Consider the following 26,970-nt stretch of genomic DNA (forward strand, 5'->3'; position numbering starts at 1 on the left):
AATAAGACAAGGTCTATGCAGTCACAAGACTATAAAAAGCGATTAAAAATACAAATAATAATCTTATTATCTATTTTGATATCAAGTTGCACAGTACCGTCTGTCACTACAGCCCTATCGACACTGTTAGAGCGAGAGTCGATCCGCGTCGGTACTGTGTATGGTGCTGCCACCTTCTACAATGGCGCCGATGGTCCTCAAGGCTTTGAATACGAATTGTTAGCAGGGTTTGCTGACTATCTAGGCGTAACACTTGATCTCTATCCTTTCTACAGCTACGAGGACATGTTGCAACAACTAGAAGAAGGTAATCTGGATATTGTTGCTACAGGAGATGCGGTGACCCCTTCGCTCAAGCGGCGCTTTAACTATGGCCCTGCGTACCAGGAAGTAGAACAACAATTGGTATTTCGGGCTGGCACCAGTCGTCCCAGGGAATTGAACGCCCTGGATCACCCTATTGTAGTTGTATCTGGAAGTAGCCAGTCCCAATTGCTTGCAGCGCTGCTCTTTCCAAATGCCGAGCCTGTGAATAGTAAAACATTGATTGCAACTGAAGACTCTGACTTTGAAGAGTTATTGCAGCAAGTCGCTATTGGCGACATAACGTACACGGTAGCAGATAGTAATCGCCTCGCGCTTCAACGACGCAGGTACCCCGACTTAGCTGTCGCGATGACGCTTCACGAAGCGATGCCTATGGCATGGGCTCTACCCTTAAACCAAGACGATTCGGTTAAAGCCGCACTCATCGAATACTTTGGTACCGTCCATCAATCTGGCTGGTTTACCGTATTAGAAGACAAATACTTCGGGCATATACGTCAGTTCGACTATGTTGATAGCCGCGCCTTTAACCAATCTGCAGAGGCGACCTTGGGCAAATACAAACCCCTGTTCCAACAGTTTTCTGGTGAGCTAGACTGGCGGTTACTGGCAGCGATGAGCTATCAGGAAAGTCATTGGGAGCCCGATGCTGTATCACACACCGGAGTAAGAGGTTTGATGATGCTTACCTTAGACACGGCCGGAGACTGGAATGTCGAAGACAGAACCGACCCTGAACAAAGTATTCGCGGCGGCTCCCGCTATTTTGCCAGTTTGCTCAATCGCATTCCTGCACGCATAGGTGAGCCAGATCGCACTTGGATGGCGATGGCAGCGTATAACATCGGCATGGGTCATCTTGAAGATGCAAGGGTATTGACAGAACGTCAAGGCGGTAACCCCGATCTTTGGGTAGATGTGAAGCGTCGATTGCCACAATTGCGTCAGAAAAAATACTACCGTACCACCCGCTATGGTTACGCGAGAGGTGATGAGGCACTCCAATACGTCGAAAATATTCGGCGCTACTACGACAGTCTAGTATGGCTTGATCAACAAGGAAAAATTTAATCCTCCAGTCGCCCAGTGTCACGCTTGAAAATTGTCATTTAGATGTCATCTTATAGAGATAAGCTTTATGCGAATTGGCGCTGCCAATTCGCTTTCTCATCTGGCTAACTCGCCAATTGGAAAAAAGTCGGCAACGCTGTCGATGAAAATTGAGAAAGGAGAATAAATGAAAAAAAACCGGTTTATGAAAAAAGGAGTTAAATTGAAAAATAATAACAGACGCCGTCTTATGCTTAAACGCGGCCATCAGAAAGTCTTACAACGTCGCAAATTATTTGTGACCAGCGATTTGTTCACCCAACTTACACGCACGTCCAATTAATCCAAAGGCTCCTGCTTCTTGGCTTTTTTGGCCGCTTTTATTTCTTTTCTACGCTGTTGGAAAAAACGCGACAGTTTATTTGCACACTCATCGGCAAGCACACCAGGCACTATTTCTATCTGGTGATTTAACGATGGGTGTTGGAGCAAATTCATCACTGACCCCGCAGCACCAGTTTTCGCATCCCACGCGCCAAAAACAACCCGCTTAACCCGCGCGTGCACCAACATACCAGCACACATAGAACATGGCTCTAAAGTAACATACAGGGTGGCATCTATAAGCCGATAATTTTGAATATGCCGAGCAGCTTGTTGCACGGCTCTTAATTCCGCATGAGCGGCAGGGTCATGTTCACTTATCGGTGCATTCCACCCTTCTCCGACCACGGTATCATCTATTACCACACAAGCACCTACTGGCACTTCTCCAATGGCTTGCGCTTTTTCGGCAAGAGTGAGTGCATGTCGCATCCACTTTACATCTTGTTCGCTGACCAACGGACTATCACAATCCGTTGCCGACACGGTTGCAGAGGTATGCGTGGTTTGAAGTTGACTATTTTCGTTACACATTCGTCAATTTAACTATTGTAGTTGGTGAAATCTATTAACCGAGCGTTGTGATGCAGGTCTAAAATTAAGCTAAGTATCCATAAAATAATGACTTTTGTCACTTGGCAACGTATTTGCAAACTTTCATTATAACTGCACTTGCTATTCGTAACTCGTTACATTTTATGCTGAAAGGCTGGGCCAATAAGGGTTATAGTAACAAACAGATATAGCAGTAAGTAGAAAAATAGAGGAAACAGGTAAAAAGCCTCGTTTTCTTCTACACTAATTTAACGCCATCTGAGAGGGATATTGCCGTGAATATGACCGCTGTTGCTATTGTTGCCATTTGTGCTTGGGCGCTTGTCAGTATTATTGATAATGCCAAGGACAAGAATAGAAAAAAGCTCAACAGTAAAGAAGTTGATGCTTATAAAACGGAAATCGCTGAATTGAAAGAACGGGTGTCAGTGCTTGAAAAAATAGTTACCGATGAGCGTTACGATCTGAAAAAACAATTTGCAGATTTAGAAAAAGATCGCGTGGCGTAAACCTAGCTTACCCACGGCTTTACACATCAATCACAGTTAAGATGGCTTTCTTCGACGATGAAAGCCATGTCTTTTTTCACTTCTCGAACTAACGGTAAGGTGTTAACTTCCTTCCAAAAGTTTGCGCTCTGCCCGTTCTACTCTTCTGGGTTTTCCTGCAATGACCAATACATCGTGAGCTTCAAGTACAGCATCTTGATCAGGATCTTTCACTTCATTCCCTCCCCTTCGCAATCCCTTTACAGTGACACGCATTTTTCCAAAATCAATGTCTTTGATGGGCTTACCTATGCATGCAGCATGTTCCGACAATACCACGGCGTGTATAAACTCCAATTTGTCTTCGGTGCCATAGGTAATTTCGGTAGTTTCTCCCGGGTAAAACCCATGTAAATGATCGTATCGGCCTTTTCGTTCTGCTCGAACCCGTTTCAAAATGCGTGACATAGGGACACCTGCGTAATGCAGCACTTGCGAGACTAACATCAGACTACCCTCCTGAAGCTCAGGTACCACCTGATTCGCCCCCGCGTTATACAAACTCTCCAATTGATAGTCGCGCTTGGTGCGCACCATAACATCCACATTGCTGGTTAGCATTCTCGATTGCGTAATAACCTGTTTGGCTTTATCGACTTGATCAAAAGTCACCAGAACTAATTTTGCCTTATGAATATTCGCACTGGTTAAAATATCTTTTTGACTTGCATCGCCAAAGATAACCGGCTCTCCGGCGTTGCGACTTTCATGTACCCGTACAGGATCCATATCGATGGCAACAAAATGGATCCCTTCCATCTTTAACATGCGAGCCACTGATTGCCCTACCCGGCCAAACCCACAAATAACGACATGATTACTCAGAGTACTACTCGCTATCGCCGTTGAGACTTCGTCAATGGGTAAATCATTACGTACGATACGCTTGGCTATCTTAACACTATTGTTCATTAACCATGGGGTAAGCGCCATGCTGATCACCCCCATACACACAATCAACGATGACTGTTCATTTGTTAGAATGCCGTGAGTGGTGGCAAGGGCTGCAATAACAAAGCTGAATTCGCCTATTTGACATAATTTAACCCCTGCTGACCAACCGTTTATGGCCTCGGTACGAACTAGCATGGAAGCCACTCGTACCAACACTACTTTGACAATCATTAATAAAAACACACCTACGATGATGGCGGTCAGGTGCTCCCATAAAACCGTCAGATCCAGCTGCATGCCGACAGTGACAAAAAATAACCCCATCAAAATGTCTCTGAACGGGCGAATGTCAGCTTCTAACTGATACTTGTATTGGCTTTCACCCAACATCATCCCGGCGAGAAACGCACCTAAGGCCATTGAAAGACCAAAGTAATAGGTCAAGCCACCGGCTAGAAGGGCGATCAAGATTGTCGTTAAAACAAATAATTCATCCGTTCTGGTTCTTGCCACCTCTCTAAATACCCAAGGAAGTACCCATTTACCGACTGACATAAGTAAGGCGATAACGAACACGCCTTTTAATAGCGCCTCACCTAATGCCAGTGCAATACTGACTTCTCCTGTCTGTGCCAATAAAGGAATGGCTATTAGAAACGGTACTACTGCAAGATCCTGAAACAATAAAATACTGATGGCGAGTTGCGTTCGCCTGTTATTTAGAATTCCCATCTCAGTTGCTTGCTTTATCACAATTGCAGTCGAGCTAAGCGCTAAAGTACCGCCAATGATAATAGAAGCACTCAAGCCAATTCCCAGTATGTAAGGTATTGAGGTGAAAACGGCAGTGGTGAGAAACATTTGCCCTAACCCCACGCCAAATACTAACGAACGCATCGCCAGCAACTTGGGCAATGAAAATTCCAGTCCCAAGGAGAAAAGCAGAAAAACAATACCCACTTCGGCTAGTAAATGCATTTCTTCTGGATGCGCAAAGATAGAAAGAAGTTGCGGGCCTGCCAGCACCCCAGCAAATAAATAAGCTAGAATAGGCGGCAAGTGCGCTCGTTTAAATAGCGCGACAGCACATACCGATATAAACATCAGCAGGACAATATTTAAAAAGCTCGCCCCCACATTCCCTCCATCTCTTGTTGTTTTAATAATCGATAACGATGAGTAATACCCGCTGCACTATTTACGATAAAACACAGAATTTTCTACGTTATCACGTTCAGGTCATACACCGTCAAAAAATAGTTGGCACTTAGTTTGCTAAAACACATATATACACGCAAATTCGGCAAGATTTGCCGCTATGACACATCGCCCATACCAACTAACTAAGGGTGACAGTCACGGAAAAGTCAGGGCATAGACGCAACTTTTTTTTGCATTTAGTAGCATATTTGCACAGGGGTATTACCGTGGATTTTTCAACATCTATCTACGATAGCACACAACACGACAACTTTTACCCGGCTGAAAGCGCCGGAAAATCGCTATCTATTAGTGAGTTGACGGGTTTTGTCTCACAACTACTTTCGACACTTGATCTACAAGAATTAGGCGCCTTGTATTATCAACAGTTAAATATGCTACTGCCCGTGGTCGGCTTCAGTTTGTCTGATATCGATTCGCGCTGGGTCTATGGAAATGCAAAAATTTCATCCACTTTGTTTGATCTGCCGTTACAGGGCGCATCGTCGATAAGTGGCGAGCAAGCCCACGCGTACTATTACATTAGTTCACCTTTATCGCTGTCGCAACGTGAAATGCTTTTCCAACTACATGATTTATTTGGAAAACAAGTTAAGCACGCAATTTCCTTAATGCGCCTTAAGCAAATGGCAACAAAAGATGGGTTAACTGGACTGGGCAATCGAGCAGGTTTTGAGCAATCCATGGTCAGACAATTGGGTTGGGCGCAACGGCACAATGATCCTTTTGGCTTACTTATTATTGACTTAGACAACTTCAAGCACGTCAACGACAGCTTTGGTCACAGTGAAGGTGATAAAGTACTTATTCATATTGCTTCACACCTTGTCAATGTATTGCGGGATGAGGATGAAGCCTTTCGATTTGGCGGCGATGAATTCTGTTGCGTACTGGATTGCCAAAACCAGCAACAACTCGCTAGGGCGGCACAGCGTATTCAAATGAGCGTCAACCGCTCGTCGTACCTGAGTAAACTAGGGGTGTCATGCAGTCTGGGTGGCGCAATTTTCAGGGATGGCGATAGCACAAGTACCATGTTTGATCGCGCCGACAGTGCACTTTATCGCGTGAAACACTCTGGTAAGAATAACTACCACGCAGCGTAACCGTCTACTCAAACATCACCACTGAGTAAGAATTCAAAGCGTACGGCAAGACTCTGCCGCTTTGGGTTCAAACTCTACACTGATCCGCCTATCTCGGGGAATTACGTATTTGCATTTTCCTTCAACGATCAACGCGATGGGTTGATCATTGAAAAAAATGACGGGAACCCCGTTTCTTTCCCAGCGTGGTACTCGCCACACCTTGAACCAATCTTTCAACGTTTTAGATACGTTCTCGTGCTCTGGCTTTACTTTCAGATTTCGAACATTTGTCTGTAAACTCAACTTATCACTATCTTGATAGTCCATGACTGAAACCCTAACGTTTCCTTCAAGCCAGGGTAAAAAGTGAGCATTGCCTGGTATTAAACTCAGACTGGAAGCCGGTTTTTCTAACTGGTGGGTCACCCAGTAAAGGTCGCCGTTAAATCGAGACACCATACCCCATTTGAATCTCACTTCAGGGGTGGCGTCGTGCTTCGCTTCAAGCATAGAGAGGATTTCATCAGTTTGCACTTTTGAGGGCGGCATTTGCCCTTGCTGGGTGAACCAACACCGAACAACTGCAGATTGCCATGCCGGTTTCAGTGATGACAAATAATCACCGCTTAACTGACTTTCTGTGCGCATACTCGCGAGTAGATATTCTTGTGCGGTTTGATTAACCAACTCAGTTTGTTGCGCACACAAGCTCGCGCTGCGCCCTACCGTTTTGGTGAGTTGCGGCCACCGAGTAAGTAAATGAGGGATAATTTCGTTTCGCAAAAAGTTTCTATCGAAACTGTTATGGGAATTGGATTCATCTTCTACCCACGAAAGTGCTTCATCACGAGCAAAGGCAACCATGTCTTTTTTTTCAAGGGCCAGCATTGGTCTAAGCACAAGCGTGCCCTGACGCAATTGCGCCTCTCCCATGGCCGCCAAGCCTTGAGGACCGGCACCGCGCTTGAGTTGCAGCAATACGGTTTCCAGTTGATCTTCGGCATGTTGTCCTAGCAACAGCGCTGCATCCACTTGCTGGCATACCTCAAGTAACACTTTATAGCGTGCTTTACGGGCTTCAGCTTCGACGCTTTTTCTCGCGCCACTTTCCACTGTGACTTCATGCTGATGAAAAGTAACATCATTGATACGACACTGAAGCTCACAGTGACGTGCCCATGCATCGGCGTTGGGGCTCAACCCATGGTGAACATGTACCGCATGCAGTGGACAATGGTATTGATCGCGAAACGCAACAGCAGCATGCAACAATACCGTTGAATCCACACCGCCACTAAAGGCGACAACCAATGGTGTAGAAAGAGGATAATCAGCCTGAGTAAGCGTGTGAGCGATCCGCTTTACAATGTGGTCGCTCACAGCATTGAATTGACCTGTCACCTACTCAGTATGCCTTCATTAGAATGGGTAAAATGTATCAGCAATAACCAAATGACATCAGGCGTTGATAACGCTCTTCCATCAATTTAGTTTTATCCAACTCTTTGAGTTGGTTTAGCTGTTGCTTGATCACTGCTTTCAAGTTTGCCGCCATGCCTTTATGGTCGCGATGGGCTCCCCCTACCGGCTCTTCAACAATACTGTTGATGAGACCTAGCTCTTTAATTTGCGGGGCACTTACCCCCATAGCTTCAGCAGCAAGCGGTGCTTTTTCTGCGCTCTTCCATAGAATGGAGGCACAACCTTCAGGTGAGATAACCGAATATGTCGAATACTGGAGCATATTAACCCGATCGCCCACTCCTATAGCCAATGCGCCGCCAGAACCACCTTCACCAATTACCGTACAGATAATAGGCACAGTCAGTTCTGCCATTTCAAACAGGTTTTTCGCGATAGCTTCACTTTGACCACGCTCTTCAGCGCCCACCCCGGGGTAAGCCCCTGGCGTATCAATAAAGGTAATTATAGGCATGTTAAAGCGTTCAGCCATCTTCATAAGGCGCAGTGCTTTGCGATAACCTTCTGGTTTAGGCATACCGAAGTTACGTCGAATTTTTTCGTTAGTATCGCGGCCTTTTTGATGTCCGATAACCATGACGGGTTGCTCATCAAGCAGCGCGGGTCCACCGACAATCGCCTTGTCATCGGCGAAGGCTCTATCACCGGCCAATTCATCAAACTCAGTGAAAATACGTGGAATGTAATCCAGCGTATACGGGCGCATTGGGTGACGTGCAAGTTGAGACACCTGCCACGCACCAAGGTCAGAAAAAATCTTTTTCGTCAGTTCAGCACTTTTACCACGAAGCTTATTGATTTCTTCTTCAATGCCTACATCAAACTCGCCACCTTGATTAACCAATCTTAGCTCTTCTATTTTTGCTTCTAATTCGGCTATTGGCTGCTCAAAGTCCAAAAACTGTATACTCATTTCGTGTCCTATTCGTACTACGCTCGTCTATGCAAACGCGAGATGTCCAATCTATCGAACTCTTACCCTTAATGGTAGAGAATTGAAACGGCTTTTTCTCCCAAACACTGTTTGAGATCGTGTAGAAGTTGATCTTCAGGGGTGACATACCACCTTGCTCCACACGCTAAAGTCACTTCTGCGTCTGGATGGGTCACCGCTAACTGAACGGGACAACTTCCACCATTAAATGCCTGCAGGATAGATTGCATCTGACTCATTTTGTTTGGTTCAAGCAACTGGGTATCAATATTCAATGCCAGTGCTCTCGCGTTTTTCTCTCGTGCCTGAACAATGTCCATTACATCACGGGCGGTGATTGTATTGCCCCCAGAGAAATCATCAAAGCTGACCTGTCCCTTTATGAGCAATATTCTGTCAGTTTCTAGCACACTTTCGAACTGTTCATACATATCGGGGAAAAAACGTACGTCTATTCTGGCACTCTTATCGTCCAGTGTCACTATGGCCCAGCGACGCCCGCGCTTGTTTGTCATTACCCGCACACCAAGCACCAAGCCCACTGCACTGGCCATTTGATCTTTACCTGTCGGCTTGAGATCTACCAGACGTCCGTCAGTGTAATAACGGATTTCTTCTGCATATTGGTTAATAGGATGGCCAGTAAGATACAGTCCAAGTGTATCTTTCTCACCTTCCAGCCACACTTTTTCCGGCCACTCAGGCACATCGGCGAAGGCTTGTTTTACTTCCTCGGGCTCAGTGGTCAACAGCCCAAACATGTCAGACTGGCCAAATGATTCCGCTTTCGCATGCTGGCCTGCAGCGGCTAATGCTTCTGGCAGACTGGCCATAAGCGTCGCCCGATGTGGACCTAAATTGTCCATTGCTCCTGCCAGAACAAGCTTTTCTAATACCCGTTTATTAACCCGCTTAATATCAATTTTAGCGCAAAAATCGAATAAGTCTTTAAATGCACCCTGTGTTTCACGGGCTTCAATAATGGCTTCAATGGGGCCTTCACCCACGCCTTTTATTGCGCCAATGCCGTACACAATACGACCTTGACTATCCACCGTAAACTTGTACTTTCCGGCGTTTAAGTCTGGCGGCAGGATCTCAATTCCCATGCGCTCACATTCATCGACAAGCGTTACAATTTTGTCGGTGTTATCCATATCAGCAGACATTACCGCAGCCATAAACTCAGCGGGATAATGCACCTTCAGCCACAAGGTCTGATAGGAAACCAGTGCATAAGCTGCCGAGTGCGATTTGTTAAAGCCATACCCGGCAAATTTTTCTACCAAGTCGAAGATTTTCATCGCCAGGTCAGGGTCGATGTTATTGCCTTTTGCACCGTCGGCAAAGGTGCCTCGCTGCTTGGCCATTTCTTCGGGCTTTTTCTTACCCATGGCTCGGCGGAGCAAGTCAGCGCCACCCAATGAATAGCCAGCCATTTCCTGAGCGATCTGCATGACCTGCTCTTGGTATAGGATAATACCGTAGGTAGGCTCTAGAATTTCTTTAAGACACTCGTGCTGATATTCTGCATCTGGGTAGGAGATTTCTTCTCGTCCGTGCTTTCGGTCAATAAAGTTATCAACCATGCCCGATTGGAGTGGGCCGGGACGGAACAGAGCTACCAGTGCGATAATATCTTCAAAACAGTCGGGCTTAAGACGCTTGATCAGCTCTTTCATACCTCGCGATTCCAACTGGAATACAGCGGTGGTTTCAGCGTTTTGCAATGTCCTAAAACTTTTGGCATCTTCAAGTGGAATGGCACTGATATCCACATCCACGTTTTTGCCTTCTTTGATCATATCTATCGCCCACTGAATAATGGTCAGTGTACGAAGACCCAAGAAGTCAAATTTTACCAAACCTGCCGTTTCAACATCGTTTTTATCGAATTGGGTTACTGGGTTTTTACCTTCGTCATCACAGTACAAAGGCGAGAAATCAGTGATCGTGGTTGGCGCAATAACCACCCCACCGGCGTGTTTACCGGCATTACGGGTTACCCCTTCTAGAATACGCGCCATATCGATGAGATCTTTCACTTCCTCATCGCTTTCATAAACTTCAGGCAGCTGTGGTTCCGCTTTAAATGCTTTTTCGAGTGTCATGCCCGGATCAGGTGGAATAAGCTTTGAAATCCTATCCACAAAGCCATAAGGGTGCCCGAGAACCCTACCCACGTCGCGCACTACCGCTTTGGCGGCCATAGTACCAAAGGTGATAATCTGTGATACCGCCTGACGGCCATACAGCTCAGCAACGTGATCGATGACCTCGTCTCGTCTGTCCATACAGAAGTCGACGTCAAAGTCGGGCATGGATACGCGTTCAGGGTTTAAGAAACGTTCGAAAAGCAAGTCAAATTCAAGTGGGTCAAGGTCGGTAATTTTAAGTGCATAAGCCACCAGTGAGCCCGCACCGGAACCACGGCCAGGCCCTACAGGAATACCGTTGTCCTTACTCCATTGGATAAACTCCATTACGATAAGGAAGTAGCCAGGGAACCCCATGTCATTGATAACTTTAAGCTCGACTTCCAAACGCTCATCGTATTCCTTGCGTTTTTCCATGCGAACGTTTTCGTCGGAAAACAGAAACTCCAGGCGATCTTCAAGGCCCTCTTGCGACACTTTGACCAAGAAATCTTCCGTCGACATACCACCGGTTGGAAACTGAGGAAGAAAATACTCATTTAACCGCACGGTAACGTTACACCGCTTGGCAATTTCAACTGTATTTTCTATCGCTTCGGGTATATCACTGAATAGTTCCACCATTTCTTGTGGTGTACGCAGATATTGTTGGTCGCTATACCGTTTTGGGCGGCGGTTATCGTCAAGGGTATAACCATCGTGAATACACACACGAATTTCGTGGGCTTCAAACCCCTCTTGATCAATAAAACAGACTTCATTGGTCGCCACAACCGGTAGGTTGTGCTTTTCGGCCAGCTCGACGGCTAGGTGTAAATAGTCTTCTTCACCTTGTCTTCCAGTGCGAATAAGTTCAAGGTAAAAGCGATCGGGGAAATGAGTTTGATAAAATGATAACGCACTGTCTAAAATTTTGGCGTTGTTTTTCATTAACCCAACGCCTACATCGCCGTGTTGAGCACCAGACAGCACAATGACGCCTTCTGAATGTTCAACCAGCCACTCTTGGTCAATCACTGCACGGTGAGCCAAATGCCCGCGAAGATAAGCCTTTGAGATAAGAATAGTAATATTCTTATAACCCTCATTATTCATCGCAATCAGTGTTAAACGAAAAGGCTCTTCGCCAAAAATCTCATTAGTAACCCAAAAATCGGTACCAATAATGGGCTTTATACCCAAATTGTGCGCTTCAGAATAAAACTTCACCAGCCCACACATATTCATCTGATCGGTGATAGCCACCGCTGGCATACCTAGCGCAGCCACCTTACCTAGAATTGGTTTAACCTTATTCAGGCCGTCCATCATCGAAAAATCACTGTGAACACGTAAATGAATAAAGGGCGATGGCATGATGTTATTTCTCTTCGAGTAGCGCTTTTACGGGTTTAAAACTCTTGCGATAGCAATCTAAGATGCCATATTCAGCGATGGCTTCAAAGTGCGCTTTTGTGGGGTAACCTTTGTGCCCGGCAAAGTTATATTGCGGGTGAGCCTCATGAAGCGAAATCATATCGTTATCTCGCTCTACTTTGGCAATGATAGACGCCGCGGAGATTTCTGCGTGCAAGCTATCTCCCTTAACCACGGCTTCTGACGGAAAATTCCACGCGGGCACGCGATTGCCGTCTACGCGCACAAAGTCAGGCGTAACGGGCAAGCCTTCCACAGCTCGGATCATCGCCAACATGGTGGCATGTAATATATTGAGCTTGTCTATTTCTTCTGGGCTTGCTCTACCAATGTGCCAATACAAGGCTTTTTCGCGGATTTCCTGCGCCAGTGCAACGCGCTTCTTTTCGCTTAACTTCTTTGAGTCGGTAAGCCCTTCGATGGGATTGGCTGGATCAAGAATGACCGCGGCGGTTACCACATCCCCCACTAGCGGGCCGCGACCCACTTCGTCTACTCCGGCAATTAACTTATGCAAACAATTCCTCCACGACGGCTTTTGCAGCTGTTTCATCAGCATTACATTTTAGCGTATGGTGGAGGTCGGTGAAACGGGAAATCAGTGCAGAATTGTCACTTTCAAAGAAGTTAAGCACTTGGTTGCTCATATTCTCGGCATTTACCTCTTCTTGAAGTAATTCAGGAATAATCGCTTCGTTTGCCAATAAATTGGGCAAGGTAAAATACGGTGCCTTATACAGGCGCTGCATAATTTTATATGTCAACGGCGCCAGCTTATACGCCGCGACCATGGGACGCTTACACAACATGGCTTCAAGAGTAGCCGTACCTGAAGCCAGTAAGATAACATCACTGGAAATCATGGCCTCTCGGGCACTGCCTGAGGTCACCAAAATAGGTAAACGAGAAGCGGCATCGTTGTGACTTGCCAAAATTGCATTAATTTGAGTAAGGCGATGTTGGTTGGCAGCGGGAATAACGAATTGAATATCTGGCCGCTTTGCGTGAATGACCTCCATAGTCTCAATAAAGACAGGAAGTAACGTCTCCACTTCACCTCGTCTTGAGCCTGGCAACACCGCCAATATAGGTGCGTTTAATGGCAGTTCCAACGCCGTTCGCGCCTTATCTTTATCGGGAACAAGGGCAATGGCATCAGCCATCGTGTGACCGACAAAGGTGTAAGGTACACGGTATTTATCATAGACCTGTTGCTCGAAAGGAAACAATCCCAACACCCGATTTACCGCTTTGGCAATTTTGTGAACGCGTTTTTCTCGCCATGCCCATACAGTGGGGCTCACATAGTGAATGGTTTTAATACCTCTTGCCTTCAACGTTTTCTCAACACGCAAATTAAAATCAGGTGCATCAATACCGATGAAAATATCAGGGGGATGTTGCTCAAAGTGTTTCAGTAGCTGCTTTTTAACTTTGAGAATAGCAGGAAGATGAGACAAGACTTCAACTAGTCCCATAACAGATAAGGTTTCCATATCAAACAAGCTATGGAAACCCTGTTCTATCATATGCGGTCCACCAATGCCTTCGATGATCGCATCGGGGTATTTGCGTTTTAATTCAGCCACCATTCCCGCAGCAAGCACGTCACCAGAAGGTTCTCCGGCAACCATGCCGATGCGTAATGGTGTAGTCATAATTAGCGAATAATGCCTCGTTGCGTGCCATTTAAAAATGCCACCATCATCGCCACACCCTTAAAGTTTGACGCTGGCTCGGCTAATTTAGCCACAGCTTCATCCACGGTATTACCTTCTCGGTAAATCGCTTTGTAAGCCCGCTTTATCGCCATCACTTCGTCTTTGTCAAAGCCGCGACGTTTAAGGCCTTCCGAATTGATACCCTGAGGGATATTCTTCTGCCCACTCACCATTACAAACGGCGGTACGTCTCGTAAAATAATGCCACCCGCACCTAAGAACGCATGGGCGCCGATTTTGCAGAACTGATGAATACCTACTGCACCACCCACAATGACGAAATCGTCAATGTGAACATGTCCTGCCACCGCGACGTTATTGGCAATGATAATGTCATCACCAATTACGCAATCGTGCGCAATATGGGCATTCGCCATAAATAAACCACGAGAACCGATAATAGTAATACTATTATCCTGAACCGTGCCTCTATGCACCGTTACCCCTTCGCGGAATTCATTGTCGTCCCCGATAACTAACTCGGTGGGTTCACCGGCATACTTTTTATCTTGGCAGTCTTCGCCAATAGAAGAAAACTGATAAAACTTATTGTTTTTACCGATACGCGTTGGGCCGCGTACCACCACATGTGATTTCAATATACAACCATCGCCAATTGTCACATTGTCATCGACCACACAAAACGGGCCTATGGTGACATTTTCACCAATCGTTGCATTGTCAGAAATTACCGCAGTAGGATGGATCACGTTACGCTATCTCTCTCATCGCACACATAAACTCTGCACTACAGGCGATGTCGCCATCGACACTAGCAGTGCCTTGAAACTTCCAAATCCCTCTGCGCTCTTTCACCAAGGAAACGTCAAATTCTAAGCGGTCTCCTGGTACTACCGGACGCTTAAAGCGCGCGTTGTCTATCCCTGCATACAAATATAATTTATCGTTTTTACCCATGGTCTTAAAGCCCAGCACACCAGCTGCCTGCGCCATTGCTTCAAGTATTAACACACCAGGGAATATTGGCTGACCAGGAAAGTGCCCGGTAAAGCACGGTTCGTTGATAGTAATATTTTTATACGCTTTGATTGACTCACCCAGCACATAGTCTGTTACACGATCAACCAATAGGAATGGATACCTATGTGGTAGTAATTCTAAAATTTCTTGAATTTCGATTGTATTGAGTGAATTGGCCAAAAACTTTCTCCTGTTAACAAGCATGACCTGCAAAGGTGTTATTCCTTTCACCGAACTGTGAGCAGAATGTGGTCAAACTCGCCATGAAAACTAAAAATGGCGGCAACCATACGCTGTTCAGCGCAAAAAACAAATCAGACCAACACCGGTGAGATGTTGGTCTGATGATTTATTAGCGTGTACTGAGCCTAATAGCTAATTAATTAGCTTTACTAACTTGCTCTAATACTTTCTCTGAAAGGTCGTGCTCTTCCTTCGCAAACGCTACTGCGCCTGCGTTTAGCACTAGGTCATAACCCTGTTTAGCCGCAACTGAGTCAATTGCCTGCTTGATAAGACCAAGCAACTTGTTGCGCTCTTCATTACTACGGCGTTGAATGTTTTGCTGTAGAGGCTGACCTTTTTTGGCCAACTCTTCGCGCACTGACAAGATTTTTTGTTCTAGTTCTTTTTTCTCAGCATCGCTCATCGTAGCCGCATCGCGCTGAAGGCGCTCTGCATAGAACTGACCATCGCGCTGTAGTTGATTTACTTCTTCAAGCTGATCTTTAAACTCTGCTTGAATAGCGTTTTGAATTTCAGCAGCCTGTGGCATAGCCTGAAAAATCCCTTGCACATCAACCACTGCCACTTTTTGCTCAGCCATTACTGAAGTACTAACTAAAGCGCTACCCAACATTGCACCTGCAACGATATGTTTAACCAACTGTTTCAAAAGGAACTCCTTTTTGCATCTCTATATAAACTGAGCGCAATAATTTCACGCTCGTTTTCAATAATTTAGAAAGTTTGACCGATATTGAAAGTGAAGAACCTTGCATCATCACCGTCACGTTGTTGTATTGCTTTCGAGAAGCTGAATACCATAGGCCCCATGGGAGAAATCCACTGAACCGATATACCTGCCGAGCTACGATACAGACTCCAGTCAGAATAGTCCAATAGCTCCCCACGCTGATTTGAAGATATGTCATACTGACGATATCTGTCATAGTCGAACTCAGTATCCCACACGTTACCCACATCCACAAACAAACTTGTGCGTACGGAATTATCCATATCTTCTTCGACAAACGGTGTGGGCACAATTAGCTCGATACCACCCAGCGCCATGGCGTTTCCTCCAAGACTACGGGTTGACCATGAGAGCTGCGCATCAGCTGGATCGCCCGGGTACACTTCTCCGTCAGGGCCCTGAATATTCCCAGCCGAACCAAGTAATATACCTCGTGGACCAACCGTATTGTTTTCAAAGCCACGTAACGAGTCAGAACCACCTGCAGTGAAGTTTTCCGTAAATGGCAAGATTTGTTCATTGCCATTGATATCACCATAGCCATTACCATAACCCAAGCGCATACGTGCTAAGAAGGACCAGCGTTGGTTCCGGGACAATGGGAAGTACCACTTACCATCAAATACCGTTTTAAAATAGTTTACGTCTGAATTAGGCGTGGTAACACTAAACGATGCTCGCTGTGACGACCCCGCTGTTGGGAATAAACCGCGATTAAGTGTACTTCTGCTCCAGCTGACACTTGCCAGGTAACTATCGTACTTGATAGCTGCATCTGGATCCTCGCCGTCGAGGAACTGATTGTAAAACTGTTCAGTTTGCTCGTAATACCCACGGTTATACAACTCAACATTACTGTAAGTCAGGCCGAAGTTGATGCGGTTAAATTCGTTGATAGGATAACCAATATTCGCGCCTATCGACCATCGTTTAGAGTTGTACTGGATGACGTTAAAGTCTGAGCCGTCGAACTCACTGTATCCAATGCTACCACCTAGGCTGATCCCATCGATAGTAAAGTACGGATCGTTATAAGTAATCTGTGCTGAGCGTTGATAAGACACCGTGCTCAAGTTCAACCCAACACGTTTACCCGTCCCTAAGAAGTTATCTTGCTGGATACCCGCCTGAAGACTTAACTTGGTGCGATCACCATAACCAATACCCGCATTAAATGAACCTGAGGGCTGTTCTTTAACGTTGAAGTTAACATCGACCTTATCTTCAGAGCCTGGAATTCGAACGGTTTCGAACTCGACTTCTTCCATGTAGGTCAATCGAGATAATTGATTTTTAGAAGACTCCAGCAGGTTATTAGATAACCAGGTTCCTTCCATTTGGCTCACGTTTTGACGCAACACGCTATCTGCTGTCACAACGTTGCCGTTGAATTTAATACGATCTACGTAAATTCTTTTGCCAGGGTCAACTGACAGTGTCAACTTAACCGTTTTGTCTTCGTCATTAATATCCGGAACCGTGGTCACTGTGGGATACGCATACCCAAATCGCCCCAGATATTTGCTGATAAATTCTTCGGTATACGTCACTTCTGCCTGATTATAGAGTTCACCTGCAGAAAGGGGGAGTACGCGTTCAATATACTCTTCGTGTCCAAGCACATCCCCTACCAACTCAACTTCAGAAATGGTGTATTGCTCACCTTCCGTTACGTTCATTGCGATATAAATACCTGATTTCTCAGGTGTCATCGACACTTGCGTTGAGTCCACATTAAAACGCAAATAACCGCGATCTAAATAGTGATTGCGCAAGGTTTCCATATCACCTTGTAGCGTTTGTTGCTGGTAACGGGTTTCAGACAGAAAATCCCACCAAGGAGTATCGAACTGAAGTTCGAAGGCATCCATCAACTCATCATCGGAAAAAATTTTATTACCGACAATATTAATTTGCTCAATTTTTGCTGCATCACCCTCTTCGAAAAGCAACTTTAAATCTACGCGGTTGCGAGGGAGAGGCGTAATTATCGCGGTAACATCAGCATTGTACTTACCAATGCTGTAGAAGAAATCTTTTAGGCCATTTTCAATTGACGTTAATACGGTCTTATCGAGAGGCTCACCAATGCGTACTCCATTGCCGTCCAAGCTTTCCTGCAGTTGTTCATCTTTAATATCATCATTGCCTTCAAAGATAATATTACTAATGGTTGGACGTTCTGCGACGCGCACGACTAGCGTATTTCCGTCACGTAAAATTTCTACATTCTCAAAGTGAGTAGAAGAATACAAAGAACGAATGAGTTGTGTTACTCGGAAAGTATTTAGCTCATCACCAACCTGAACGGGCAAGTAGGTCAACGCAGCACCCAGTGCTACACGCTGTAATCCTTCTACGCGAATGTCTTCAACAACAAACTCACTGTCTTGCGCCGCAGCATTGGCAAAGCTAGCACTGGAAAGAATGGCTCCGGCTGCTACTAACTGTTTTAACTTCATCTATTTTTCTTTTCCTGGCCGCGTTTTTATATTAGCTGTTTTGTACTTCCTGATATTCATCAGGTTATGCGAGCGATATCGTTAAAAATAGCGATACCCATGATCATAAACAGAAGCACGCCACCTATTCTGTATCCCCACTCTTGAACGGCCTCCGGCACAGGTTTCCCTGTGACCCACTCCACAATGAAAAACATTAAGTGGCCACCGTCAAGCATGGGCAAGGGTAATAAATTTATTATGCCTAAATTCACGCTTATTAAGGCAAGAAAACTCAAAAAGTACGCAAGTCCATACCCAGCACTCGTTCCCGCACCTTGAGCAATCGAAATAGGACCGCTCAAATTCTTCACTGACACATCGCCAGTGACGAGCTTTCCTATCATTTCAACACTGAGTGTTATAAGACGCCATGTTTTATCCAGCGCCTTTCCAATTGCCTCTATCATGCCATATTGATGAGTAAACACATACCCTTCTGGCCAAGGCTCAAATGTTGGACTAACACCTAAATACCCACTTTGCCCTTGAGGCGTATCGCGGCGCGCTATCGTGGCATGGAGAGTTTGTTGTTGTCCATCCCTTTCTATCTCAAGCGCAATTCGCTCTCCCGGGCTATCGATAATGACATTGACCAAACCTTCCCATGTCGATAAAAGCTCTCCGTTTAGGGCAATTAATTTATCGCCAGGTTCGAGACCTGCTTGTTCAGCTGCACTGCCCTCACCTACAAATCCAACCGTCAATGTTGGATCGGGTCGATAAGGGGTTAATCCTAAGCTGCTTAATGGAGACTCGCTATCTGGATCAAAGTTCCACGAGTTCAACGTAAATGTCAGTACTTTTTCAGCACCTGATGACTTTTTAACCGATACTGTGGCATTTTCGCTTCCGATATTAGAGACAATTTCCAGATTTACCGCTTCCCAATCTGTCGTTGAGCGATCGCCAATTCGAATAATTTCGTCACCTGCTTCTAAACCAGCTATGGCTGCTATACTTTGCGGCTCAACGTTTTTCACAACTGGCTTGACTGTTTCAAGACCGACTAAATACATCAACCACAACGCGAAGAAAGCAAAAATAAAATTCACGCCAGGACCTGCGGCAATCACAGCCATACGCTGTAACACAGGCTTATTGTTAAATGCTTTATCTGCCAGATGAGGAGGAACGTCATCGACCCTTCCGTCGAGCATGCGTACGTATCCGCCAAGCGGGATCATTGCAATTACATACTCAGTACCTGACTTGCTTACTTTACGCCATATCGGCTTGCCAAAACCAATAGAGAACCGCTCAACCTGCACACCGCATTTGCGCGCGACATAAAAATGTCCCCACTCATGCACGGCAACCAAAATACCAAGTGCGATGATAAAAGCGCCAAGGCTCCAAAAAAATGCTAACACTGGAATTTACCTCGAATGATGTCGTTCGCTTTGGTTCTTGCTAAAGCGTCTTGCTCTAAAATTTGTTGAATAGAATTAACATTGACCACTGGCATGGCATTTAACGTGGCTTCATTCACCAGCGCAATATCGTTGAAACCGATTTTTCCTTCAAGAAAACACGCGACAGCCACTTCATTAGCCGCATTGAGTCGTGTGGTAGCACATTGCCCTTCCCGACACGCTTCGATAGCCAACTTAAGATTGGGGTAGCGTACGTAGCACGGAGTTTCGAAGCTAAAATTTGATATATCTGAAAAATCGAGTGGTTTGACGCCAGCGTCAATACGCGCAGGGTGTGCAAGACCATAGGCGATAGGCGTGCGCATATCAGGATTTCCCATCTGTGCGATCACCGAGCCATCCACGTATTGTACCATCGAATGGATAATACTTTGCGGATGAATCACCACATCAATATCGTCAGCTCCTGCACCAAACAACCAACACGCTTCAATAAACTCCAACCCCTTATTCATCATCGTGGCAGAATCAATGGTAATTTTACGTCCCATTGACCAGTTAGGATGCGTGCTGGCTTCTTCAATCGTGATCCCTTCGAATGTATCTATAGGTCGCGCTCTGAAGGGGCCACCCGAGCCCGTTAATAAAATCTTTCGGATGCCGCTAGCCGCTAAATCACCATAGCGATAGTCAGCGGGTAAGCATTGGAAAATAGCATTGTGCTCACTATCGATAGGCAAAATGTGAGCACCACTTTGGTTGGCAGCATCGATGAAAAGCTGGCCTGACATAACCAAGGCTTCTTTGTTAGCCAACAGTACCCGTTTACCCGCCTTGACTGCCGCTAAGGTAGGCAAGAGACCGGCAGCGCCCACAATTGCTGCCATTACAGCGTCAACTTCAGGCGCACTTGCAACCTCTTCTAAGGCTCTTGCTCCACACAGGATTTCAGCGTCTACACCGCGTTGTTGGGCTAAGTCACAGGCATTTTGATATTGCCCTTCATCAGCAACCACTACATAACGTGGCGCGCATTTCTGTGCCTGCTCCATGAGCAGATCGAGTTGCGCGTTACCAGTAATGGCAAAGACGCGGTATTTTTCAGGATGACGACAAATCACATCAAGTGTGTTGCACCCAATGGAGCCCGTCGCCCCAAGTACCGTGACTGTTTGCATTATGCCATCCAAGTCACATAACAGAACGCAAACACTGGAAAGGCCGCGGTTAAGCTATCTATACGGTCTAACACACCGCCGTGGCCAGGTAGAATTTTGCCACTGTCTTTAATACCTGCACAGCGTTTTAACATGCTTTCATTGAGATCGCCCAGTGCCGATACCGCCACTGTAATACCACCAATCGCAAGGTGTAACCAAATTCGCGATGGCTCGACCTGATAATGTAATGCAGCGAAGGCGATAATAGCGAAAGAGGCGGTAATGCCACCTAACAACCCTTCTAAGCTCTTACCTGGAGAAACATTAGGACGGAGTTTGTGTCGGCCAAATTTGACCCCCACAAAGAATGCACCAATGTCAGCTGCCCACACGATACCCAGCACATAGAAAATCAATGAAGCGCCGTAATATTGATCCACATCGTGTAAACTCGTGCGCAATGCAACCACCGCAACCCATGTTGGCACAAGGGTAAGGGCACCGAAGGTTGCTCTGATAATTTTACTGTCTCGCCAAAATTTAGTGTACTTGGGATAAGCTAGCACCATAAATAGCGATGCTACCCACCACAACACGGCAATGGATAAAATAGATCTGTATAGGCCATGTAACTGCCCTTGATACCAAATCATGCTGGCATCAACAATCAGTGACAGAGACATACACAATACGAATGCTGCGCCCATAAATATCAGTTTTTTAGGTCGCTCGCTGATACCCGACATATTGGCCCATTCGTAAGCGCCAATCGCGACTACACCAGCAATGGCTATTTCAAACCAAAAAATAGGTAAAAATAAAATGGCATAAAGCGCCAGTGGCGCAAGAATTAATGCAGTTATTATTCGTTGTTTTAGCATAATTTGCCCTTGGCTTTGTTTACCAGGGCGTCCCTGATATTTGCCTGTATGGTGTTAACCATCGGCTGTCACAACCTGTTCACCAGTAAGGCCGAATCGACGTTGGCGAACATTGAAATCATCTACGGCTAATTGAAACACGTCTTCATTAAAGTCGGGCCATAGTACATCGGTAAAATACAATTCAGCGTAAGCGCATTGCCACAACAAGAAATTGCTAATGCGATGCTCACCACCTGTGCGGATAAGAAGGTCTAACTCGGGAAGGTTTGCTGTGGAAATATGTGCGTTGAACGCAGCTTCGTCAATATCAGAGACATTCACGTTACCGCATTTAACCTGCTCAGCAAGTTGCTTAGCGGCATTGACGATATCCCAGCGACCGCCGTAATTCGCGGCAATATTTAAAACTAAGTCCTTGTTGTCTTTGGTCATCTCTTCGGCTTTGCGAATTTTATCTACCAACTTGGTATCAAATGCCTCTACATCACCGATAACTTGTAAGCGAACACCGTTTTTATGAAGTCGTTTGGCTTCTTTATTTAATACCAGATTAAACAAATCCATTAGCACGCTAACTTCTTCCTCTGGCCGTTTCCAATTTTCGCTGGAAAAAGCAAAAAGCGTCAGTGACTCTATGCCGTTTTGGCGAGCAAAGCGCACCACAGAACGAACAGATTCCACCCCAGCTTTATGACCAAAGGTACGAATTTTCCCTTTCTTCTGCGCCCAGCGACCATTGCCATCCATGATAATAGCAACATGCTTCGGGCCAGCAGTTACTGCTGGCACCTCAGTTTGAGTCGATGTGGCTGCGCTTAACCGCTTTCCAATCATAATACTTACTTATACTTCCATTAGTTCTTTTTCTTTGTCAGCAAGCATGCTGTCAACTTTCTTAATGAAATCATTAGTAATAGATTGAATATTTTCTTCAGCTGCACGGCTTTCATCTTCACTGATCTCTTTTTCTTTAAGAAGATCTTTGATGTCACCGTTAGCATCGCGACGGATATTACGGATAGCAACACGACCACCTTCCGCTTCGTTGCGAACAACGCGAATAAGGTCTTTACGACGCTCTTCCGTAAGTGGGGGAAGAGGAATGCGAATAGAACCGCCCGCACTCATAGGATTTAAACCCAAATCAGACTGCATAATGGCTTTTTCTACCGCTTGAATTGCGCTTTTATCAAACACAGTTAACGCTAGAGTACGACTGTCTTCAGCTACTACGTTTGCTACTTGTTTTAGCGGTGTATCAACACCGTAGTAAGGCACCATTATCCCGTCAAGTAGACTTGGGTGCGCGCGCCCAGTGCGGATCTTGCTAAATTGGCTTTTAAGTGCAACGAGGCTTTTTTCCATACGCTCTTGCGCATCTAATTCAATTTCATCAATCACGATTTGTATCCTATTGTTCTTAATTAATCTTTGTCAGCGTGGCGGATGACAGTACCTTCTTTTTCGCCCATCACTACGCGTTTTAGGCAACCAGGTTTATTCATGTTGAATACACGGATAGGGAGACTGTGATCTCGCGCCAGAGTAAACGCAGACAAATCCATTACTTTGAGTTCTTTTTCGAGTACTTCCTGATAAGTCAGTTCTTCATACAAGGTGGCGTCGGGGTTTTTAACTGGGTCATCGCTGTACACACCGTCAACTTTAGTCGCCTTTAATACCGCATCGGCTTCAATTTCGATACCGCGTAAACACGCTGCTGAATCAGTGGTAAAGAAAGGGTTACCCGTACCAGCAGAAAAGATTACGACACGGCCAGATTTTAACAGACTGATAGCTTCTGCCCAGTTATAGGCATCACACACACCATTAAGAGGGATGGCAGACATCATACGCGCATTGACGAAAGCGCGGTGTAATGCATCTCGCATGGCAAGGCCATTCATTACTGTGGCTAGCATACCCATATGGTCACCCACCACACGGTTCATGCCCGCTTTTGCGAGTCCTTCACCGCGGAATAAGTTACCACCACCAATGACAAGACCAACTTGAACACCCAGTTCAACCAGCTCTTTGATTTCTTGTGCCATTCTGTCGAGTACTTTGGGGTCAATGCCAAAGCCTTCTGCCCCCATCAGGGCTTCACCGCTAAGCTTTAACAGGATGCGTCGGTATGCTGATTTTGGTGTGATACTCATAGTTTGAATTGTCCTCGTAAACCCGTTTTGTCCTATGTCTTTCAAGTGTTGTGCAAAAAAACATAGGACAAACCGCTTTCGTCTGTCAGGCCGATTTTCTTTCTAACCGCCTAGCTTCACACTATCGCGCTGCAATGGCAACAATAAAGACGTACAGCTATAAAAAAGCACCTCATAAGAGGTGCTTGGTAGTTTATCTAACTATTGCTTAATGCAAAAGATAAACGCTCAATTATTTCTTAGCAGCAGCCATTTGAGCAGCTACTTCAGCAGCGAAGTCTTCAGTCTTCTTCTCGATACCTTCACCTACTTCGAAACGTACGAAGTTGATAACGTCTGCGCCGTTGTTCTTAAGAAGCTCAGCAACAGAAATTGAAGGATCTTTAACGAAAGGCTGACCAGTCAAGCTCACTTCGCCAGTGAACTTCTTCATGCGGCCTGCAACCATTTTCTCAGCGATATCAGCTGGCTTACCAGACTGGATAGCGATTTCGATTTGGATTTCTTTCTCTTTCTCAACAACTTCAGCTGGAACGTTTTCCGGCTTAACGAACTGCGGGCTTGCCGCTGCAACGTGCATCGCAACGTCTTTCGCTAGCTCTTCATCACCGCCAGTTAGGATAGAGATAACACCGATACGACCACCGTGTACGTATGCACCTAGTGTATCGCCTTCTACGTTTATAACGCGACGAGGAGAGATGTTTTCACCGATTTTAGCTACTAGTGCATCGCGAACGTCACTTACTTTAGAACCGTTAAGTTCAGCATCGTTTAGTGACTCAATGTCGTTGATGTTGTTAGCCGCAGCTAGTTCGAGTAGTTCGTTACCGAACTTAAGGAAACCTTCGTCACGCGCTACGAAGTCAGTTTCACAGTTTAGTTCAAGCATAGTCGCACGACCTGCTTCAACTTTAGTCAGGATTACACCTTCAGCTGCAATACGACCTGCTTTTTTAGCCGCTTTTGCTTGACCTGATTTACGCATGTTTTCAATGGCTAGTTCAATATCACCATCCGTTTCAACCAGGGCTTTTTTACAATCCAGCATACCTGCGCCAGTACGTTCGCGCAGTTCTTTAACTAGTGCTGCAGTCACTGCCATTTTTCAATTCCTCAGCATTAAATATAAATTCGTTAGGTAAAAGGGGCGATGCCGCCCCTCTCAATACGTTTCGTATTGTAGTCCTGTCATATTATCGAGTTATGACAGTCAGCAATCAGAATTACTCTGCTGCTTCTACGAAGTCGTCTTGCTCAGCTTGTACTTCAAGGTTGCTTTCGCGACCTGAGTTGATAGCGTTTGCAGCAGCATCCAAGTATAGTTGGATAGCGCGGATAGCATCGTCGTTACCAGGGATGATGTAATCAACACCGTCTGGGTTAGAGTTAGTATCTACTACACCAACAACAGGAATACCTAGGTTACGAGCTTCTGTTACAGCAATGTGCTCGTGATCTGCGTCGATAACAAAGATCGCGTCTGGTAGACCGCCCATGTCTTTGATACCGCCAAGGCTGTTTTCAAGCTTGTCCATTTCGCGCTGAAGCATAAGTGCTTCTTTCTTAGTTAGCTTGTCAAACGTACCGTCTTGGCTTTGTTGCTCAAGTTCTTTAAGACGTTTGATTGACTGACGTACTGTTTTCCAGTTAGTCAGCATACCACCTAACCAACGCTTGTTTACGTAGTACTGGTCACACTTAAGAGCAGCTTCTTTAACCGCTTCGCCTGCTGCGCGCTTAGTACCAACGAAAAGGATTTTGCCTTTCTTAGACGCAACACCTGAAAGGTAGTTAAGTGCGTTGTTGAAAAGGGGAACCGTTTTTTCAAGGTTGATGATATGAACTCTGTTACGTGCACCGAAGATGTAAGGCTTCATCTTTGGGTTCCAGTAACGAGTTTGGTGACCGAAATGCACACCGGCTTTCAGCATGTCACGCATAGAAACATTAGCCATTTTATTTTCCTCTTGGGGTTAGGCCTCCATATACCCCTTGTATCGATTCAGCTCAACCGTAATTGCACTGAACACCCCGATACGAAGTGTCGGTATATGTGTGTTTTAATAAAATAAATTTACCCTCTATAACGGGGGCTTTTTACGCTAGGCAAATAGACCTTTCCGTCAGGGCGCGCGCTTTATACCACAACAGAGCCCAAGCCTCAAGTTTTTACCGCTAAAACCCCCGCTTTTTAATGCGCGAGTTAGCGTTATAGCGCATCCTCACCTTTCTTAAAATAAAAGCTTAAAGCCATTGTATTTCAGTTGGTTACTAACCCCGCTCTGAATGATGTTATACTGATGCCACACCATAAATTTAATGTAGAAATTAGCTTAAACCGATTTGAGAGGCGCTGTGACAGCAATAATCAAAACCCCTGAAGAAATCGAAAAAATGCGTGTAGCCGGCAAGTTGGCTGCTGAAGTGCTTGAAATGATCACTCCACATGTCAAAAAAGGAGTCACCACGGACGAGCTTAACACGCTGTGCCACGACTATATTGTCAACGTGCAAAACGCGACACCTGCCCCCCTTAATTACGGGCATCCGCCGTTTCCTAAATCAATTTGTACGTCGGTTAATCACTGTATTTGCCACGGCATTCCTTCTGACAAGAAACTCAAAGATGGCGATATTATCAATATCGACGTTACCGTAATTAAAGATGGTTATCACGGCGACACATCGAAAATGTTTATCGTCGGCAAACCTTCTATCCTTGCTGAGCGCTTGATCCGCGTAACACAAGAGTGCTTATACAAAGCGATTGAACAGGTTAAACCCGGCATGCGATTGGGTGACATTGGTCATATTTGCCAAACTCACGCCGAAGCACACGACTATTCCATTGTAAGAGAGTATTGCGGTCATGGTATCGGTGCTAGCTTTCATGAAGAGCCTCAAATTGTGCATTACGGAAAACCGGGAACAGGTGAAGAGTTGGTCCCAGGAATGTGTTTTACTATTGAACCTATGGTTAATGCAGGCAAACGCTATTCGAAAGTATTGCCTGATCAGTGGACCGTGGTCACGAAAGACAGAAGCTTAAGTGCCCAGTGGGAACACACTTTACTCGTAACAGAAAACGGCGTTGAAGTACTCACGTTGCGCGAAGATGAAACACTACCCCGCGTTATTTCACATAGTTAAC

The 26,970-nt window shown here is 45.6% G+C and carries 23 protein-coding genes; 4 read left to right on the forward strand and 19 right to left on the reverse strand.

Annotated elements, in window-relative coordinates; all coding sequences use genetic code 11:
• Nucleotides 1–15 precede the first annotated feature (15 nt).
• Nucleotides 16–1,398, forward strand: a complete 1,383-nt coding sequence (mltF, locus tag ACMCM8_RS12075) for a membrane-bound lytic murein transglycosylase MltF (RefSeq protein ID WP_412722866.1) — start codon at nucleotides 16–18, stop codon at nucleotides 1,396–1,398.
• A 318-nt stretch (nucleotides 1,399–1,716) separates the two neighbouring features.
• Here mltF and tadA read toward each other — a convergent pair whose 3' ends face one another.
• Complete coding sequence (gene tadA, locus ACMCM8_RS12080; protein WP_412722867.1) at nucleotides 1,717–2,295, reverse strand: tRNA adenosine(34) deaminase TadA; 579 nt, start codon at nucleotides 2,293–2,295, stop codon at nucleotides 1,717–1,719.
• Between the two features lie 302 nt (nucleotides 2,296–2,597).
• Between tadA and ACMCM8_RS12085 the strand changes: the two genes are divergently transcribed.
• The gene (locus ACMCM8_RS12085) at nucleotides 2,598–2,825 is read left to right on the forward strand and encodes a hypothetical protein (RefSeq protein WP_412727708.1); all 228 of its coding nucleotides are present in this window, start codon (nucleotides 2,598–2,600) and stop codon (nucleotides 2,823–2,825) included.
• Nucleotides 2,826–2,927: 102 nt separating this feature from the next.
• Here ACMCM8_RS12085 and ACMCM8_RS12090 read toward each other — a convergent pair whose 3' ends face one another.
• Nucleotides 2,928–4,895 (reverse strand): cation:proton antiporter domain-containing protein, encoded by a 1,968-nt coding sequence (locus ACMCM8_RS12090; protein ID WP_412722868.1) that lies wholly within the window; start codon nucleotides 4,893–4,895, stop codon nucleotides 2,928–2,930.
• 290 nt (nucleotides 4,896–5,185) lie between these two features.
• Between ACMCM8_RS12090 and ACMCM8_RS12095 the strand changes: the two genes are divergently transcribed.
• Entirely contained in the window at nucleotides 5,186–6,085 is a 900-nt protein-coding gene (locus tag ACMCM8_RS12095) for a GGDEF domain-containing protein (protein WP_412722869.1), read from the forward strand.
• Between the two features lie 33 nt (nucleotides 6,086–6,118).
• On the opposite strand, the gene tilS is transcribed toward ACMCM8_RS12095, so the two are convergent.
• From tilS to rpsB, 17 genes are all read right to left on the reverse strand, one after another.
• A complete protein-coding gene (gene tilS / locus ACMCM8_RS12100) occupies nucleotides 6,119–7,468 on the reverse strand; it encodes a tRNA lysidine(34) synthetase TilS (RefSeq protein WP_412722870.1) in 1,350 nt (449 codons plus the stop codon).
• Between the two features lie 37 nt (nucleotides 7,469–7,505).
• Nucleotides 7,506–8,462, reverse strand: a complete 957-nt coding sequence (gene accA, locus ACMCM8_RS12105; RefSeq protein WP_412722871.1) for an acetyl-CoA carboxylase carboxyl transferase subunit alpha — start codon at nucleotides 8,460–8,462, stop codon at nucleotides 7,506–7,508.
• Nucleotides 8,463–8,530: 68 nt separating this feature from the next.
• On the reverse strand, nucleotides 8,531–11,995 hold the full coding sequence (gene dnaE, locus ACMCM8_RS12110) for a DNA polymerase III subunit alpha (RefSeq protein ID WP_412722872.1): 3,465 nt from the start codon (nucleotides 11,993–11,995) through the stop codon (nucleotides 8,531–8,533).
• Nucleotides 11,996–11,999: 4 nt separating this feature from the next.
• The gene (rnhB, locus tag ACMCM8_RS12115) at nucleotides 12,000–12,572 is read right to left on the reverse strand and encodes a ribonuclease HII (protein WP_412722873.1); all 573 of its coding nucleotides are present in this window, start codon (nucleotides 12,570–12,572) and stop codon (nucleotides 12,000–12,002) included.
• A complete protein-coding gene (gene lpxB / locus ACMCM8_RS12120; protein WP_412722874.1) occupies nucleotides 12,565–13,713 on the reverse strand; it encodes a lipid-A-disaccharide synthase in 1,149 nt (382 codons plus the stop codon). The genes rnhB and lpxB overlap by 8 nt, the downstream gene beginning before the upstream one ends.
• A gap of 2 nt (nucleotides 13,714–13,715) precedes the next feature.
• Nucleotides 13,716–14,486, reverse strand: a complete 771-nt coding sequence (gene lpxA, locus ACMCM8_RS12125; RefSeq protein WP_412722875.1) for an acyl-ACP--UDP-N-acetylglucosamine O-acyltransferase — start codon at nucleotides 14,484–14,486, stop codon at nucleotides 13,716–13,718.
• A 1-nt stretch (nucleotide 14,487) separates the two neighbouring features.
• Nucleotides 14,488–14,937, reverse strand: a complete 450-nt coding sequence (gene fabZ, locus ACMCM8_RS12130; RefSeq protein WP_412722876.1) for a 3-hydroxyacyl-ACP dehydratase FabZ — start codon at nucleotides 14,935–14,937, stop codon at nucleotides 14,488–14,490.
• A 199-nt stretch (nucleotides 14,938–15,136) separates the two neighbouring features.
• Entirely contained in the window at nucleotides 15,137–15,652 is a 516-nt protein-coding gene (locus tag ACMCM8_RS12135; protein WP_412722877.1) for an OmpH family outer membrane protein, read from the reverse strand.
• A gap of 65 nt (nucleotides 15,653–15,717) precedes the next feature.
• Nucleotides 15,718–18,195, reverse strand: a complete 2,478-nt coding sequence (bamA, locus tag ACMCM8_RS12140; protein ID WP_412722878.1) for an outer membrane protein assembly factor BamA — start codon at nucleotides 18,193–18,195, stop codon at nucleotides 15,718–15,720.
• Nucleotides 18,196–18,254: 59 nt separating this feature from the next.
• The gene (gene rseP / locus ACMCM8_RS12145) at nucleotides 18,255–19,607 is read right to left on the reverse strand and encodes a sigma E protease regulator RseP (RefSeq protein WP_412722879.1); all 1,353 of its coding nucleotides are present in this window, start codon (nucleotides 19,605–19,607) and stop codon (nucleotides 18,255–18,257) included.
• A complete protein-coding gene (gene ispC, locus ACMCM8_RS12150) occupies nucleotides 19,601–20,788 on the reverse strand; it encodes a 1-deoxy-D-xylulose-5-phosphate reductoisomerase (protein ID WP_412722880.1) in 1,188 nt (395 codons plus the stop codon). Before ispC ends, rseP begins: the two co-directional genes overlap by 7 nt.
• Nucleotides 20,788–21,651: a phosphatidate cytidylyltransferase gene (locus ACMCM8_RS12155; RefSeq protein ID WP_412722881.1), complete on the reverse strand. Its 864-nt coding sequence runs from the start codon at nucleotides 21,649–21,651 to the stop codon at nucleotides 20,788–20,790. Before ACMCM8_RS12155 ends, ispC begins: the two co-directional genes overlap by 1 nt.
• A 54-nt stretch (nucleotides 21,652–21,705) precedes the next feature.
• On the reverse strand, nucleotides 21,706–22,488 hold the full coding sequence (uppS, locus tag ACMCM8_RS12160) for a polyprenyl diphosphate synthase (RefSeq protein ID WP_412722882.1): 783 nt from the start codon (nucleotides 22,486–22,488) through the stop codon (nucleotides 21,706–21,708).
• Nucleotides 22,489–22,497: 9 nt separating this feature from the next.
• Nucleotides 22,498–23,055 carry a ribosome recycling factor gene (gene frr, locus ACMCM8_RS12165; protein ID WP_412722883.1) on the reverse strand — a complete coding sequence of 186 codons (558 nt, stop codon included), beginning with the start codon at nucleotides 23,053–23,055 and terminating at the stop codon, nucleotides 22,498–22,500.
• A gap of 23 nt (nucleotides 23,056–23,078) precedes the next feature.
• Entirely contained in the window at nucleotides 23,079–23,816 is a 738-nt protein-coding gene (pyrH, locus tag ACMCM8_RS12170) for a UMP kinase (RefSeq protein ID WP_412722884.1), read from the reverse strand.
• 232 nt (nucleotides 23,817–24,048) lie between these two features.
• Nucleotides 24,049–24,921 carry a translation elongation factor Ts gene (gene tsf / locus ACMCM8_RS12175; RefSeq protein ID WP_412722885.1) on the reverse strand — a complete coding sequence of 291 codons (873 nt, stop codon included), beginning with the start codon at nucleotides 24,919–24,921 and terminating at the stop codon, nucleotides 24,049–24,051.
• 121 nt (nucleotides 24,922–25,042) lie between these two features.
• Entirely contained in the window at nucleotides 25,043–25,774 is a 732-nt protein-coding gene (gene rpsB, locus ACMCM8_RS12180; protein WP_412722886.1) for a 30S ribosomal protein S2, read from the reverse strand.
• A 400-nt stretch (nucleotides 25,775–26,174) separates the two neighbouring features.
• On the opposite strand from rpsB, the gene map reads away from it, so the two are divergent.
• Entirely contained in the window at nucleotides 26,175–26,969 is a 795-nt protein-coding gene (gene map, locus ACMCM8_RS12185; protein ID WP_412722887.1) for a type I methionyl aminopeptidase, read from the forward strand.
• Nucleotide 26,970: the final 1 nt, after the last annotated feature.

It is taken from the genome of Alteromonas sp. D210916BOD_24 (assembly GCF_047159385.1).
Taxonomy (GTDB): Bacteria; Pseudomonadota; Gammaproteobacteria; order Enterobacterales; family Alteromonadaceae; genus Alteromonas.